Source organism: Streptomyces sp. NPDC001530, from assembly GCF_042894545.1.
Taxonomy (GTDB): Bacteria; Actinomycetota; Actinomycetes; order Streptomycetales; family Streptomycetaceae; genus Streptomyces.
Window position 1 is genome coordinate 31,766 of record NZ_JBIAVS010000006.1, and the last position, 14,918, is coordinate 46,683.

General features: G+C 71.9%; 13 protein-coding genes. 4 read left to right on the forward strand and 9 right to left on the reverse strand.

Annotation, left to right across the window (positions count from 1 at the left end; translation table 11 throughout):
• Positions 1-5: 5 nt before the first annotated feature.
• From ACFY0T_RS13045 to ACFY0T_RS13060, 4 genes are all read right to left on the reverse strand, one after another.
• Entirely contained in the window at positions 6-1,652 is a 1,647-nt protein-coding gene (locus tag ACFY0T_RS13045; RefSeq protein ID WP_388868370.1) for a serine/threonine-protein kinase, read from the reverse strand.
• A gap of 45 nt (positions 1,653-1,697) precedes the next feature.
• The gene (locus tag ACFY0T_RS13050; protein WP_388868373.1) at positions 1,698-3,386 is read right to left on the reverse strand and encodes a nickel transporter; all 1,689 of its coding nucleotides are present in this window, start codon (positions 3,384-3,386) and stop codon (positions 1,698-1,700) included.
• Positions 3,383-4,897, reverse strand: coding sequence for a tetratricopeptide repeat protein (locus tag ACFY0T_RS13055; RefSeq protein WP_388868375.1), 1,515 nt, complete (start codon positions 4,895-4,897; stop codon positions 3,383-3,385). The genes ACFY0T_RS13050 and ACFY0T_RS13055 overlap by 4 nt, the downstream gene beginning before the upstream one ends.
• 158 nt (positions 4,898-5,055) lie before the next feature.
• Positions 5,056-6,594: a DUF4331 domain-containing protein gene (locus ACFY0T_RS13060; protein ID WP_388868378.1), complete on the reverse strand. Its 1,539-nt coding sequence runs from the start codon at positions 6,592-6,594 to the stop codon at positions 5,056-5,058.
• Between the two features lie 240 nt (positions 6,595-6,834).
• Here ACFY0T_RS13060 and ACFY0T_RS13065 point away from each other — a divergent pair, with 240 nt between their 5' ends.
• The 3 genes from ACFY0T_RS13065 to ACFY0T_RS13075 all read left to right on the forward strand — a co-directional run bounded on the left by ACFY0T_RS13065 (position 6,835) and on the right by ACFY0T_RS13075 (position 8,642).
• A complete protein-coding gene (locus ACFY0T_RS13065) occupies positions 6,835-7,377 on the forward strand; it encodes a sigma-70 family RNA polymerase sigma factor (RefSeq protein ID WP_327427574.1) in 543 nt (180 codons plus the stop codon).
• A gap of 91 nt (positions 7,378-7,468) precedes the next feature.
• Positions 7,469-8,257 carry an anti-sigma factor domain-containing protein gene (locus ACFY0T_RS13070; protein ID WP_388868380.1) on the forward strand — a complete coding sequence of 263 codons (789 nt, stop codon included), beginning with the start codon at positions 7,469-7,471 and terminating at the stop codon, positions 8,255-8,257.
• A 115-nt stretch (positions 8,258-8,372) separates the two neighbouring features.
• Positions 8,373-8,642 (forward strand): hypothetical protein, encoded by a 270-nt coding sequence (locus tag ACFY0T_RS13075; RefSeq protein ID WP_388868383.1) that lies wholly within the window; start codon positions 8,373-8,375, stop codon positions 8,640-8,642.
• Between the two features lie 296 nt (positions 8,643-8,938).
• On the opposite strand, the gene ACFY0T_RS13080 is transcribed toward ACFY0T_RS13075, so the two are convergent.
• The 3 genes from ACFY0T_RS13080 to ACFY0T_RS13090 all read right to left on the reverse strand — a co-directional run bounded on the left by ACFY0T_RS13080 (position 8,939) and on the right by ACFY0T_RS13090 (position 12,083).
• Positions 8,939-10,135 carry a CaiB/BaiF CoA transferase family protein gene (locus ACFY0T_RS13080; protein ID WP_388868385.1) on the reverse strand — a complete coding sequence of 399 codons (1,197 nt, stop codon included), beginning with the start codon at positions 10,133-10,135 and terminating at the stop codon, positions 8,939-8,941.
• Between the two features lie 200 nt (positions 10,136-10,335).
• Entirely contained in the window at positions 10,336-11,130 is a 795-nt protein-coding gene (locus tag ACFY0T_RS13085; protein WP_388868388.1) for an ABC transporter permease, read from the reverse strand.
• Entirely contained in the window at positions 11,127-12,083 is a 957-nt protein-coding gene (locus ACFY0T_RS13090; RefSeq protein ID WP_388868391.1) for an ATP-binding cassette domain-containing protein, read from the reverse strand. The genes ACFY0T_RS13085 and ACFY0T_RS13090 overlap by 4 nt, the downstream gene beginning before the upstream one ends.
• 63 nt (positions 12,084-12,146) lie before the next feature.
• Between ACFY0T_RS13090 and ACFY0T_RS13095 the strand changes: the two genes are divergently transcribed.
• Positions 12,147-12,860, forward strand: coding sequence for a TetR/AcrR family transcriptional regulator (locus ACFY0T_RS13095; RefSeq protein WP_388868393.1), 714 nt, complete (start codon positions 12,147-12,149; stop codon positions 12,858-12,860).
• A gap of 68 nt (positions 12,861-12,928) precedes the next feature.
• Here the strand turns inward: ACFY0T_RS13095 and ACFY0T_RS13100 are convergent, their stop codons facing one another.
• Together ACFY0T_RS13100 and ACFY0T_RS13105 are read right to left on the reverse strand one after the other, a co-directional pair.
• On the reverse strand, positions 12,929-14,113 hold the full coding sequence (locus ACFY0T_RS13100) for a type ISP restriction/modification enzyme (protein WP_388868396.1): 1,185 nt from the start codon (positions 14,111-14,113) through the stop codon (positions 12,929-12,931).
• A gap of 12 nt (positions 14,114-14,125) precedes the next feature.
• The gene (locus ACFY0T_RS13105; RefSeq protein ID WP_388868398.1) at positions 14,126-14,875 is read right to left on the reverse strand and encodes a GntR family transcriptional regulator; all 750 of its coding nucleotides are present in this window, start codon (positions 14,873-14,875) and stop codon (positions 14,126-14,128) included.
• Positions 14,876-14,918 lie beyond the last annotated feature (43 nt).

Consider the following 14,918-nt stretch of genomic DNA (forward strand, 5'->3'; position numbering starts at 1 on the left):
TCCACCTACGGTGATGTGGAAGCGGAGGCCCCGTCCGTCGGGGTCTCCGTCGCACAAGTGATCGAGAACGGCACGGAGTTGGACGTCGTGCGCACCGGGCTCCGGACCTCCACGCTGATCTCGTTCTCGAAGGTCCCGCTCGCGTCGTACGTCGTCGCCACGACCGTCTTCTGCTGGGTCTTCCCGCCGCTCGCGGGGAACGAGAGCGTCTTCCAGCCCGGATCGGTGACATCGCCGGTCTTCGTCACCCAGCGGTACTCGACGTCCACCGGTACGCGCCCCACCGTGAACGTCGCGGTGAAGGTGGGCGCCTGGGCGGCGGGCGGCGGACAGGCACCGGAGTAGTCGGTGCGTTGGCCGGTGACCGTCACCTGCACGGACTGCGCGGGTGGGGTGGTGGTCGATTGTCCCCCGCCGGGAGTGGTGGTGGAGGGTTCTCCGCCGGTCGCGCCGGTGTTGTCGCTCCCGCTGCTGGAGTCGTCCCCGCTCGAACTCCCGCCGCTGGAACCGTTGTTGGTCCCACCGCTGCTGCTGTTGGTCTCCTGGCCGCTGTTGCCGTTGCCTCCGTTGTCGCGGTTCAGCAGGGCGTACGTCAGTCCGCCGAGGGCGAGGGCGAGCGCGACCAGGCCCGCGATCAGGACGACGGCGGCGCGGCGATTGCGGGCGGGTTGGTCCGTGGTGGTCCTGGCCGTCGGATCGTAGGGCCCGGGGCGGGGTGTGGGGACCGGCGGTCCGGGCGGCCCCGGCGGAGGCTGGCCATATGCCGCGAGCGTCGGCGCGTCCGGGGTCGGGGGCAGCTGGCCCAGCGGCGCGGTGGGCGTCGTGCCGCCCGCCGCGATGATCCGCAGGTCGTGCTCGGCCTGTTCGGCGCCCAGCCGCTCGGCCGGGTCCTTGGCGAGCAGCCCCTCGATGACGGGTCCGAGGGAGCCCGCACGGCGGGGCGGCGGTAGCGGCTCGTCGACGATGGCCCGCAGCGTGCTCAGCGGAGTGTTCTGCCGGAAGGGAGAGTTGCCCTCGACGGCCGCGTACAGGAGCACCCCGAGTGACCACAGGTCCGACTCGGGCCCCGGCGTACGGCCCAACGCCCGCTCCGGGGCGAGAAATTCGGGCGAGCCGATGACCTCGCCGGTCATGGTCAGCGCGGAACTGCCCTCGACCATCGCGATACCGAAGTCCGTGAGCACGATCCGACCGTCGTTCGCCATCAGGACGTTGCCCGGCTTCACATCGCGATGCAGGACCCCCGCCTCGTGCGCGGCACGCAGCGCGGCGAGCACCTCGGCGCCGATGTGCGCGGCACGCCGCGGGGGCAGCGGGCCCTCGGCGTCCAGCAGATCGGACAGGGCGAGGCCACGGACCAGCTCCATCACGATCCAGGGGCGGCCGTCCTCGGTGGCCACGTCGTACACCGTCACCACGTTGCGGTTCGAGATACGGGCGGCGGCCCACGCCTCGCGTTCCAGGCGCGCGTACATCCGCTCGACCTCGTGCGCCGGGATACCGGCCGGGGCGCGGACCTCCTTGACGGCGACCTCGCGCTGCAGCACTTCGTCGCGGGCGCGCCACACCGTTCCCATGCCGCCCTCGCCCAAGGGCGACAGAAGACGGTAGCGCCCCGCGATCACACGTTCACTGCCCGGATCTTCGGACACGTGCGTCCCCCATTCGCATCCGCGCGATTCCTCCCCAAAAGTAGCTCAGCCGAGTGCGGATGCCGCCCCCCTGAACACCAATCCAGCCCCAAGGGCTACGACGACGAACGCCGATCCCAGGGGTGCGGTGCGTCGCAACAGGGCCGCGACGGGTCCCCCCGCCCACCGGGGGCGCCTGGCCAGCGCCCGGGTCATCCCGCCGCCGAGCTTGACGACGGCGAACCCGGCCGCCGTCAGCGTCAGGGCGAGCCCGACGCCGTACGCGAGGACGAGCAGGAAACCGAACCACGCCTGTCCCAGCGCCGCGGCGCCGACGAGCACGACGACGGCGGAAGGACTGGGCACAAGCCCTCCGGCGAAGCCGAGCAGGATCGTGCCGCGCAGGGTGGGGGCGGTGTCGTGGGTGTGGGTGAAGCCGCCGTGGGTGTGTTCGAGGGTGGGGGAGGGGGCGGTGGGGGTGTGCGGGTGCGGGTGGTCGTGCGGGTGGGGCTTGCTGCTGGGGGCCGTCGCCACGGATGCGGGGGCGTGGGCGAGAACCAAGGGGCGTTCGTGCTCTTCGGCGTGCTCGTGAGGGTGGTGCGCGTGGCCGTGCGCGTCGTCGTGGTCGTGGTCGCGCGCGTGTCCGTGGTCGTGCGTGTGCCCCGGTCCGTGGGCATGGTCATGCGTGTGCCCGTGATCGTGGGTGTGCCCGTGTCCAAGTGCCCGGTTGCGCCAGGCCCGTCGTACGAGCGTGACGCCGGCGCACGTCACCAGGACGCCGCTCGCGATGCCCAGCCACGCGATCACGGAGGGCGCCGCCGCCGAACCGGCCGTGACCAGGAGGCCGAGGGCGACGACGCCCAGGGTGTGCGTGACCGTCACCGAGGCGGCCAGCGGCAGGACGTCCTTGAGGCGCGCCCGGCCACCGCGCGCCGCCGCCGTCGCGGCCATCAGAGTCTTGCCGTGGCCCGGTGCAAGCGCGTGCATCGCGCCCAGGCCCACCGAGATGAGCAGCGCGAGGGCCGCGAAACCGAACGTCAGATCATGGCGGGCCACCAGCCCGTCGAGGGCCTGGGTCCAGCGGTCGGCGCCGCGCGGGAGCACCGAGGCGGCGGGCGCGTCGCGGTCCTTCTCGACGAGCGCCTGGCCACCGGCCCGCACCCGCAGCGATGCGGACGCGGTGTCGGCCGGTGACGACAGGAGTTCCTTCGGGTACTGGGTCAGCTCCCGCGACACCGACGTCTTCGGTACGTCCGACGCGGTGAGCGTCATCCGGTCGCCCCGCGCGGTGATCTCGCGCCATCCGGGCCCCGGGTCGGCCCCGGCGCTGTGGAAGCCGAGGGAAACGGTGTCCCCCTTGGGCAGCGGCGCCGTCAACCGGCACTCCACGCGCAGGGTGTCGAGCCCCGCCTGCCCGGGCCGCACGCGCGCGTGGCTCTCGCCGACGCTGAGCGGTACCTCGCGCCCGCCGACGGTGACCTCGCTGCCGCGCGCGGCCGACGCGCACCGCTCGCGGGCCCAGTCCGTCATGCCGAGCTTCTTGATCTGCGGCTGGGCCTGGGTGGCCGGGATCTCCGCGAGGTCCTCGACATGGTCGACCCGCAGTTGTCCCGGGGCGACGACGAGTCCGTCGTAGCGGTTGACGGTGAAGTTGCCGAGCGGGTGCGCGCTCGCGGCCGTGGAGGGCACGAGCACGAGCGCGCAGGCGGCGGTCAGGACGGCCGCGTAGGCGGCGAAGAGGCGACGGGGCTTCACTTCGCGGCCTCCAGCGCCTTACGGGCCGCACGGGCGCCCAGTGATGAGAAGCCCGGGTTGAGGTCGAGGGCCGACTTCAGCGACGCGCGGGCCTCCTTCTCGTGGCCGGTGGCGCGCTCGATCATGCCGCGGTGGTAGAGGAAGGACGCGTTGCGGTAGCCGGTGGCCGTGGCCTCGCGGGCATACGGCAGGGCTTCCGCGTCGCGCCCGTTGACGTGCAGGGCCCAGGCGAGGGCGTCCGCGGTGTGCACGGTGTGGCGGCGGGCCCATTCGGCGCGGGCGGCTTTGAGCGCCGCCTTGGGGTCGCCGTGGTCGGCGGCGGCCAGCGCGGTGTCGAGGTCGGCGTTGACGCCGTTGGCGCGGGCCAGCGAGACCCAGGCGTTCACCAGGGAGTACTGGTCGCGGGCCTTCTGTGCGTCGCCCTCCTTGCCGCGAGCCTCGTACAACTCGCCAAGTTCCACGAGGGGTTGGGGCAACGGACAGCGGTCCACGATCTGCTCCATACCGCGGATCGCCGCCGCGCGGTCGCCCTGTGCGGCCTGGGCTCGGGCGCGGCCTTCGAGGGCGGGAAGGTAGGTGTCGTCGGCGCCGAGCGCCCGCGCGTAGTACGTGAGGGCGGTGTCGTACTCGCCCTGGTTCCAGGCGAGTTGGCCGAGCGTGGTCGCCACGTACGCGACGTCGCCACGGGTGGACGCGGTGCTGAGCGCCTGCTGAAGGACCCGGCGGGCGGTCTTCACATCGCCGCGCAGCTCGCGCACATAGGCGTACCGGGTGAAGACGGGTACGCCCGGGCGGCGCGAGTCGGCCACGCCGGCGGCCTTCGACGCCTCGTCGTAGCGCCCGAGTTCGACGAGCGCGTCGATACGGGAGGAGAGGGCACGCTCGCTGTACGGGTTCTCCTTGAGCACCTTGTCCGCGTACTTCAGGGCGCCGGTGAAGTCGTGCCGCGCGGCGGCGAGGGCGGCGCGCCCCGCGAGCGCGGATTCGTTGCCGGGGCGCAGCTCCAGGGATCGGTCCAGCGCCTGCTCAGCCTGCGGGTATCGCGAAGGATCGCCCTTCGTGCGGGCCTGTTCCACGTACGCGAGCCCGAGCGTCGCCCAGCCGCCGAAGTCCTTCGGCTGAGCCTTGAGATGGGCCTGCAGAGAGGTGATGCTCGCGTCCAGATCCCCACGGGCGAGCAACTGCGGCGATACGCCACTCGGCGCGGATGCGACGGTGGAGGTGGTTCCGCCGTCCCGGACCGCCCCGAGCACCACGGCCCCCGCCGTGAACGCGACCGCCAACGCGGCGGTGCAGGCGGCGAGTTGGGCCGCTCGCCAGCGTCGCTGGGACGCCGACAGCCGCTGGACGGCGGCGACGCGCTCGTCGTCGGGCGCTTCCGTGACCCCCACGGTGCTCGCCTCGGGCGTGGCCCCTTCGGCGCTCGCCTCGGACGTAGCCCGTTCGGTGCTCGCCTCGGGCGTGGCCTCCTCGGCGTCCGCTGTCGCGCTCTCGTTCGTACGCGGGGACATGCCCTCTCCTCAAAGCCTTGGCGGGAACGGTCGTTGTGGGGCGGGGCGGCGCGGCCCGCGCCGTGGGGGATGAAGAGGTGCGGGCCGCGCCAGTCGGTGAGCCGGGTCAGTGGGCCCGGTTGTGCGTCCGGGGCAGTACCCCCGGTTGTGCGTCCGGGTCAGTACGCCCGGTTGTGCATCCGCCGGCGCCACCACATCAGGCCGGTGGCGATCAGCAGGAACCCGGCCGCGCCCGCCGCCGCGGAGGCCGCGATCAGCGTGGTGTCGGTGCCGCCGCCGGAGGCCCCCGCGGGCTTCAGCGCGTCACCCAGCTGGTTGCGCACGTCGGTGCCGCTGGTCGTGCCCTTGGCGAGCGCGCCGCGCGAACCGGAGGTCGGCTCGGCCACGTACGGGAAGTAGTTCTCGAACTTCTTGTCGTTCTTGTCGACCGCGTCGCCCAAGTCGTTCTTGGAACCGACCAGTTCACCCTCGACGACCTGGAGCGAGGCGTCGATCACGTCGTCGGTGAGCCGACGCCCGTTCGGGAAGCCCGCGTTGTCGCCGTCGAGCACACCGAGCCGCTTGGGATGCATGGTGGGCTTGATCGAGGTGTTGAGCCGCAGCTCCTCCGCCGGGCGGACGTTGGGCGGCTGGTTGAGGCCCTTCACGCCCTTCAGGAACACGTCGACCAGGTCGTTGCGGGGCTCCGCCGGCGCCTTGATCTTGTAGATCGCCTCGATGAGCTTCGGCAGCTCGGGGTTGGTCACGTTCTTGAGGAACTGGCCGTCGTTCCAGGGCGCGGACGCGTTGAACTTGTCCTTGTCCTTCTGCGGGTTGACGACCTCGTTGACCAGCGGCATGCCGAGCCGGGAGACCTGCGTCCAGTCGCCGTGCGCGTCCTTGCGCTGGGTGGTGGACCAGATGCCGACGACCGGCTGTCCGGCCGACTCGCGGATCATGTCGTTCGGCACCTGCAGGGCTATCGAGTTGACGTTGTAGCCCTTGAGCGTGTCCCGCCCGACCTCGGTCAGGTTCCCGCCGTACAGCAGGTCGAAGACGCGCAGGTCCAGGAAGAACGGGTCGTCGGCCTGCCCGGCGAACGTCGTCGAGCCGCCCGCGAGCTTGTAGACGGCCTGGTCGCGCAGCTTGCCGTAGTCCGGCATCGACGCCTTGCCGACGTTCGACGGCGCCACCGGAACGTCGTCCGCGACCTTGGTCCGCGACACCAGCTTCTGGTTGTGCAGCCGCAGCAGATCGATGTCGTATGTCTGCGTGATGTTCAGGTCGGGGTCGTCGAGGCTGGTGACCGGACCCGTGTTGTAGAGGAAGGTGTCGCCGTTCTTGCGGTGCGTCTTGAAGGTGTAGCGGTAGACCAACTCGCCCTGCGCGTCACCGTCGTTGTCGATGTGGATGTCGTACTGGGCGTCGTCGGCGAACGTGTAGAAGTTCGGCCCGCCCGCCGGTTCCTCGAAGGGGATCCAGTTCGCCACGATGGTCGTCGTATCGGGCTTGTCGGGGCTCACGAACGCGTACACGTCCGTGTTGTCGTACTGGGGCTGCCCCGAGATCAGCGGGGCCTCCCGGTGGCTGGAGGCGGAGGCCGCCCCCGGTTCCAGCGCGGTCACGCCGGCGGCTGCGAGCCCCCCGGCGGCCAGCGCACCACATACGAGGGTCGCGAGACTCCTGCGTCCCGCGCCGCTCCTGGAGATAGGTGTCATGCCGTCCGTCCTCACGTCCCAATTGCCTGACGCACGCCATTCGGAGCGGTCGCCGGGGTGGATTGGTCGAATCCCAAACGTTCTTACGGCGGCTTCGTCAGCTTGTTTCATCGACGAGCGCGTTTGTTCTGCCGCGGACCCGCGTTTTCGGTTCGCTGATCCGTAACCCCATCCGTAGACACGCTCGCTGCGAACACGTAGGTGAAAGGACGGGCCGTGCGCGGCCGGAGAGGGGGACGGGTGGAGGCGGACGAACTTCTGGTGCTCGTGGCCGGAGGCGACCAGAAGGCATTCGAGGAGCTGTACGGACTGGTGTCCGGGCCGGTGTTCGGACTGGTGCGCCGTGTGGTCCGGGACCCGGCTCAGACGGAGGAGGTGGCCCAGGAGGTGCTGCTCGAACTCTGGCGCTCCGCCGCGCGGTTCGACCCCGGGCGCGGCAGCGCCCTGTCCTGGATCCTCACTCTCGCGCACCGCCGTGCAGTGGACCGGGTCCGCAGCGCCCGGGCCGCCACCGAGCGCGAGCAGCGCGAGGGACGGCGGGCCCATCACCCCGCCTTCGACCAGGTCGCCGAGGAGGTCGAGGCCGGGCTCGAACGCGAGTGGGTGCGCCGCTGCCTCGACCGGCTCACCGCCCTGCAGCGCCAGTCCGTCACTCTCGCCTACTACGACGGCTACACGTACCGTGAAGTCGCCGAACGGCTCTCCCTGCCGCTCGGCACCGTCAAGACCCGTATGCGTGACGGCCTCACGCGCCTGCGCGAATGCCTGGGAGGTGCCGCATGAGCGCCCTGTACCGCTCGGGCGGCGCCTGGGACCGCCTCGCCCCCGTCGTGGCCCGACCGGGCAGCGCCGCGGACCGCCTCGGAGGGGTCGCATGAGCCTCCTCGACCGCTTCACGCGCCGCGAGCTGCACTCCCTCGCCGCCCCCTACGCCCTCGACGCCCTCGAACCCGACGAGCGCCGCCGCTTCGAACGGCATCTGAGGCGCTGTGAGCGCTGCACCGCCGAGGTGCGGGCGCTGACCGAGGACGCGGTGCGGCTCGCCTGGTCGACGGCGGCACCGGCGCCCGCCGCGCTGCGGGACCGGGTGCTGACCGCCGTACGCACGACACCGCAGGAGGCGCCGCGCCAGGAGGCGCCACGCGCGCGTACCCCCCAACAGCCCTCACGCGCGCGTGCCCCCCGCTTCCGCCCCCTGCTCGCCCCACTCGCCACCACCACGGCCGCCGCGGCCCTCGTCGTCGCGTCCCTCTTCGCCGTACAGGCGACCCGAGCCGAGGACAAGCTGGACCAGGAGCGCGCCCAGGCACGTGAGATCGCCCACGTTCTCGCGGCGCCCGACGCACGCGCGACCGGCGCCCGGGACGCACAGGGGCGCGGAATCGGAGTTGTCGCCTCCGCATCGGAGCGGCGCGCCGTCGTGACGGTGAGCGGACTCGGCACTCCCTCCGGAGGGCGGGTGCACCAGCTGTGGCTCATGCGCCCGGGCGAGAATCCGCGCTCCCTCGGCCTCTTCGACGGCGACACGCCCTTGGTCGCGAGCGGACTGAGTACGAAGGCGACGTCACTCGCTGTGACCGTCGAACCTCACGGGGGCTCAGCTCAGCCCACCACTACACCAGTTGTCCAACTCGCCCTGGAAACGGTTGGATTCGGAGAGTAATCGTCAACACCCTTACGGGGAAGGTGAATCCTGTGCCCGCGATACACGAGTGCCACGAGGGAGCGATAGGGTTAGCCTGCCCGGGCCGGGTGGACTCGTACGGGTGGGGAGTGACATGGAACAGATAACAGTGCGCAGCAGGGCACGTGTCCCTGCGATCACCTGCGGGAGCAGCGCGACCAGTTCGCGCCTCGACCGCCATCTAGCGGTGCTGGGCGGCCCTGCCATCCCGCAGCGCGAAACGGTCGAGGCCACCTCGCTGATGCGCGAGCTCACCGCGCGTGACACCGCGCACGACAGCAGCGGCAGGGGCGCGCGAGTGAGGCGGGTGTCGCTCTTCGCACCGCTGAAGCGGCTGCGCCGTTCGCTGTTCGGCGGCCGCTGAGCAGCGGTTCGGCACCGGCGTTCCACGACCCGCGCTCCGGCGACCCCACCAATCCGGCGCAGCGCTGCACTTCCGCGTCCGTCATCCCCACGGCAGGCAGCGGCGCCCGGTGGGTTCCCCGCCGGGGCGCGGGTCCCACACCCAGCAGCCCACCGCACTCGGCCGGCCATCACGCCGAGTGGGACCCCCAGGCTCAGCGGGCCACCACGCTGAGTGGGCCCCGGCTCGGCAGGCCACCCAGGCTGGGTAGGTCACCCCTGCTCAGCGGGCCACCGCGCCGAGTGGAGCGCCCGGGCTCAGCGGGCCACCCCGTCCCGCACCAACTCCGCGACGTCCGCGTCCGTCATCCCCAGCCCCCGCAGCACGGCCCCGGTGTGCTCCCCGAGTCGGGGGACGGCCCCCATCCGCGCCTCCTCCCCACCCGGCAGCGTGATCGGCGGCAGCAGCGCCCGCAACGGCCCCACCGGTGACCCCACGTCCCGCCAACGGTCCCTGGCCGCCAGTTGCGGATGCTCCGCCACCTCCGTCACGTCCCTCAGCCGCGCGCACGCGATGCCCGCACCCTCCAGCCGGGCCACGGCGTCGTCGGCGCCGAGCACGCCCAGCGCCTTCGCCACCAGCGCGTCCGTACGCTCCCGGTTCTCCACCCGCGCCGCGTTCGTCGCATACGCCGGATCGTCGGCGAACTCCGGCTGACTCAGCACCTGTTGAGCGAGCCGACGCCACTCCCGGTCGTTCTGCACCGACAACAGCACCCGCCCGCCGTCCGCCGTCGGATAGGCGTCGTACGGCGCGATGACGGCATGCGCGAGACCCGTGCGCGCCGGGGGTGTTCCTCCGTGCATCGCATGGTGCAGCGGATGCCCCATCCACTCGGCGAGCGAATCCAGCATCGACACCTCCACCGGACCGCCGCGCCCGGTCGTGCCGCGCCGCACCAGCGCCGCGAGCACTCCCGAGAACGCGTACATGGCCGCCGCGATGTCCGCCGCCGGGATCCCCGCCTTCACCGGCTGCTCCGGTGTCCCCGTCACCGACACCAGCCCCGCCTCGCACTGCACGAGCATGTCGTACGCGCCTTTGTCGGCGTACGGTCCCGACGCCCCGTACCCCGAGATGTCCACGGCGATCAGCCGCGGATGCTCGGCGCACAGCGTCGCCGCGTCCAGACCGAGCCGTGCCGCCGCGCCCTGCGCGAGGTTCTGCACGAACACGTCCGCGTCCGCGACGAGACGGCGTACGACGTCGAGCCCGCGCGGGTCCTTCAGGTCGAGGGCGACGGACTCCTTCCCCCGGTTGCACCAGACGAAGTGCGAGGCGAGGCCGGCGGCCGTGGTGTCGTAGCCGCGGGCGAAGTCCCCGCCGTCGATCCGTTCGACCTTGATGACCCGGGCGCCGAGATCGGCGAGCTGGCGGGTGGCGAAGGGTGCGGCGACGGCCTGTTCGACGGCGACGACGGTGATGCCCTCCAAGGGCAGGGGAAGTGACTGCATGCGGTGGATCATGGCCCGTGGCTCACGCCTTTGTCATGCGTGGATGTCGACGGGGCGATCTTCTGGGGCCAGGGTTGCTGATCGTTTACACGATTCTTTGCCGCCCGGCGTGCCGGGCGTCGCGACACCAGAAGTCCTCCAGCGGCAGTAATTCGGCGACCAGATGTGGGCGTTGCGCACACCCCTCACCGTCCTTCCCCCTACTTGACGCTTGGGAGGTGCCCCATCGCGTACCGGCGGACGGCGAGCGGCAGGAACACCGCGATCAGCACGGCGCACCACGCCAGGGACCCGGCGAGGGGATGGGTGACCGGCCAGGCGCCCTCGTCCGGCACCGGCGCGTTCCCGAACAGGTCCCGCAGCGCCGTGGTCACCGCGCTGATCGGGTTCCACTCGGCGATCGCCCGCAGCCAGCCCGGCAGATTGTCCGTGGGGATGTACGCGTTGGACAGCAGCGGCAGGATGAAGGTCGCGCCGCCCAGCTGACCGGCCGCCTCCTCGCTCTGTGAGGCGAGCCCCAGCAGGATCCCGACCCATGTGGTCGCGAACCGGAAGAGCAGCAACAGCCCTACGCCGCCCACCGCTTCGAGCACCGACCCCTGGATCCGCCAGCCCACCGCGAGCCCGACCAGCAGGAACGGCACCGTCCCGGCGGCCATGACGACCACATCCGCGGCCGCCTGCCCGAGCGGCACGGCCGCCCGGCTCATCGGCAGCGTACGGAAGCGGTCCATCACACCCCGGTGGGAGTCCTGGGCCGCCTGGAACATCGCGGTCATGATCCCGTTGGCCGCGGTCGCCACCAGCAACCCCGGTACCAGGAAGGCGCGGTACTCCTCACCCGGCATCGCGAGGGCGCTGCCGAAGACGTAGCCGAAGAACAGCAGCATGGTGACGGGCATGGTCTGGGTGAGGATGACGAGCCCCGGGTTGTGCCGGATCCGCCGCAACTGGCGGCCCAGCATCGCGGTCCCGTCGTACGCCAACGTACTCATGTCACGAGCTCCTTGGGTCCGGTCCGGCCTTCGGTGAGGCGGAGGAAGACGTCGTCGAGGGTCGGCGGCCGCAAGCTCGCGTCGAGCAACGGCACGCCCGCGGCGTCGAGTTCGCGGACGAGGCGAGGGAGTGTCACCGTGGGGTCGGTGGTGACGGCGCCCACCGCATGCCGCTCGTCGTCGAACGAAGGCTCGTTGCCGGTGAGCTGGTCCAGGACGGCAGCCGCCCCGGCCATCGCGCCCGCGTGGGCGACGACCACCTCCGCGTACGAGCCGATGAGCGCCTTGAGTTCGGCGGGCGAGCCGGTCTGGGCGACCCTGCCCCGGTCCACGAGGGCGATGTCGTCGGCGAGGCGGTCGGCCTCCTCCAGGTACTGCGTGGTCAGCAGCACGGTCGTGCCCTCACCCTTCAGTGCGCGCACGGCCTCCCAGATCTGGTTGCGGCTCACGGGGTCGAGTCCGGTGGTGGGCTCGTCCAGGAAGAGCACCGCGGGGCGGCGGATCAGACTCGCCGCCAGGTCGAGGCGGCGCCGCATACCGCCCGAGTAGGTGGACGCCGGCCGGTCGGCGGCCTCGGTCAGCCCGAAGCGATCGAGGAGCTCGGCGGCCCGCGCCCCCGCGTCCCGCATCCGGTGCAGCTTCGCGAACAGCCGCAGGTTCTCCCGCCCGGTGAGGTCGCCGTCGACCGAGGCGTACTGCCCGGTGACCCCGATGCTCCGGCGGACGGCCGCGGCCTCGCGCACGAGGTCGTGCCCGGCGACACGCGCGGACCCCGCGTCGGGCCGCAGCAGGGTGGTGAGCAGCCGTACGGCCGTGGTCTTGCCCGCGCCGTTCGGCCCGAGCACCCCGCAGACCGTGCCCTCCGCCACGGCCAGGTCGAGGCCGCGCAGCGCATGGACATCCCCGAAGCGTTTCTCCAGCCCCTCACTAAGTACAGCGTACGTAGTAGTCATGAGGCGACCATAGCGCACTACGTACGGTGTACGTAACTAGGATGGTCGCGAGGTGATCGACCAATGGCAGGGCGCAACGCCGTACCCGAAGTGATCTGGGCCCGTCCCGAGCGGGCGGGCCGTGGTCCGCGGCCGGCGTACAGCCGCGCGGACATCGCGGCCGTCGCCGTGCGGATCGCGGACGCGGAGGGGCTCGACGCGGTCTCGATGCGGCATGTGGCGGCCGAACTGGGCTGCGGCACGATGTCGCTCTACAACTACGTGCCGCGCAAGGAGGACCTGTACGAGCTGATGGTCGACGCCATCAGCGCGGAGCACGACATCTGGGAGCCCTCGGGCGACTGGCGCGCCGACATGCTCAGGGTCGCCCATCAGACCCGGGGCCTCATGCACCGCCACCCCTGGCTGCCGGGCCTGATGTCCCCGGTCTACGGCTTCAGCCCCCACGCCCTGCGCTACCTGGAGCACTGCCTGGCCTGCCTCGACCCGCTCGACGTGTCGTACGGCACGAAGATCGAGCTGATCGCGATGCTCAACGGGGTCGTGACGACGTATGTCGGGAACGAGCTCGCCACCGCCGAGCGCGCCCGCTCGCTGCCCTGGTCGCAGGAGCAGGAGAACGCGGTCCGGATCGCCTACCTGGGCAGCCGGCTCGCCACCGGTGAGTATCCGCGGATGGCGGCGGCCTTCATGGAGGACGCCGGTCCGATCGATCTGGAGGCGGTGTTCGAGCGGGCACTGGGGCGGGTGCTGGACGGCTTCGAGCCCAAGGGGTAGACCCCGGGGGTTAGACCCGAGGGGCCAGGCCCCCCAGGGGTCAGGCCCCCAGGGGCCAGGCCCACGGGTCAGATCAGCGCGAACTGCCCCTCGGGGCCCTCTTCGTGGTGGTCGAGGACGGAGGCGGGCCGCCGCGCCGCGTCCGGCACCGGGAGTACGCCCGCCTTGCGCAGCCCGGCCCGTGTGATCGGTGACTCGATCGGCAGCTCGGCCTGCTGAGGGCGAAGCTCGGCGAGCAGTGCCAACACCGTGATGAGTTCGAGGAGTTCGGACGTCCACGCCTGCGGCCAGGTGGCGGGCCGGATGGCTTCCAGGGTGCCCGGTTCGGGTGGCGGTTCCGTCCTGGCCGCGAACCACTGCTCCAGTGCGCGCACTCCGCCCACCTCGAAGTCCCAGGCCTCCGGCGGTACGGGCGAGATCCGGCCCTCGTCGAGGTGGAGGGCCTCCTCGTCACGGTCGTAGTGCAGATCCAGGGGGCGGGCAGGGAGCGGGGCGCGGACGTACGGGCGGCGGCCGCCGGGGAGCTTGGGGCGCTCGCCGTCGCGGCGCATCAGCCACAGCATCCGGCGGCCCAACTCGACACCGTGCGCCCACACTTCGGGGTCGGCGGTGAGCGGGACGGCGTATCCGTCGCGGTGCGCTCGCGCGACCGCGACCGTCCAGGCGAGGATATCGACGGGTGCGGGGGAGTGGCCCAGGCGTGTGCCGAGGTGCTCCAACAGGCCCGGGGCCAGGTTCGGTTCGAGGCCGCCGGGGCGCCGGTAGAGGGGGCGGACGCGGCCCGAGCGGCCGGCGCTCAGGGGCAGCGCGGAGGCGGCCAGCAGCACCGGCCCCGACGCGTCCGGCACCACCGTCTGCTCGACCGCGAACACCTGCCGCTCGTCGGCCACCCGCCACAATTCGGGGCGTGCCGCGTCGATCAGCCGGTGGTCGGGAATGAGCCACTGTTCGTCGAAGGGGCCGTGCAGGACGCGTACCGGCTCCGGGCAGGGGCCCGACTCGCGCGCCAGCCGGCCCGTCCCGCTGGACTGCCCCGGCAGCTGGGCGACCGCCGAGTGCGTCGTGCGGGAGCGCGTGGGGCCGAACAGCGCCTCGCGGTCCGGCGCTTCGGCCTTCATCAGCGCGTCCCAGCGCGCTTTCAGAGACGCGGCGTCGGGGGCCGTCGGCCACCCCCGGCCCAGCCTCGGCGGTGCGACGGACCACGGCATGAGGTCCGCGAGCAGCGGAGCGTCGTCGTGCGTCACGCTCGGCATCGTACGACGTGATCAGTGGGTGTCGAGGGTGACCGTGAAGGAGAAACGGTCGCCCCGGTAGTGGATGACGGCCACGTCGAGGGCCCGCCCGTCCTGGTCGTAGATGACGCCCGTGTAGCGCAGGATCGGGCTGAGCAGCGGTACTTGCAGCAGTCGCGCCGTCTCCGGGTCCGCGAGCCGCGCCTCCACGGTGTCGGTGATGCGGCTGATGCTGACGCCGATCACGTCCCGCAGCACCTTGGTCATCGGCCAGCGGATCAGATCCTCCTGGTCGATGCGCTCCGCCAGCTCCGGCCTGATGTAGTTGCGCGCGTGGTTCGTCGGCTCGCCCGTTTTCTCGTCGCCGCGCAACCGGTGATACGTCGCGACCTCGTCCAAGTCCGGAAAATACTCCACCAATTCCCCGGAAACAGGAGCTTTCCCCTGTTCCAGCAGCTCGGTGGCCATGCCGGACTGCTGCGCGACGATTGCGTCCACCGAGCCGAGCAGCCGCACGGGCGCGCCCCGCTGCACGCTCGGCTCGATGAACGTGCCCCGCCGCCGATGGCGGGTGATCAGCCCCTCGTCCTCCAGCTCCTTGAGCGCCTGCCGCATGGTCAGCACGCTCACCCCGTAGTGCCCCGCCAGCTGCTCCTCCGTGGGCAGCCGCAGCGGGTCCTGGGGCGAGCGGCCGAGTATCGAGGCACGCAGGGACTGCGACACCTGATACCAGAGCGGCAGCTTGCGGTTCAGGACGATCGAGTCCGGGGCGAAGGAGGTCACGAGGGTATCCGTACCGGTCGTGGGCGTTGAATGCAACGGGTGG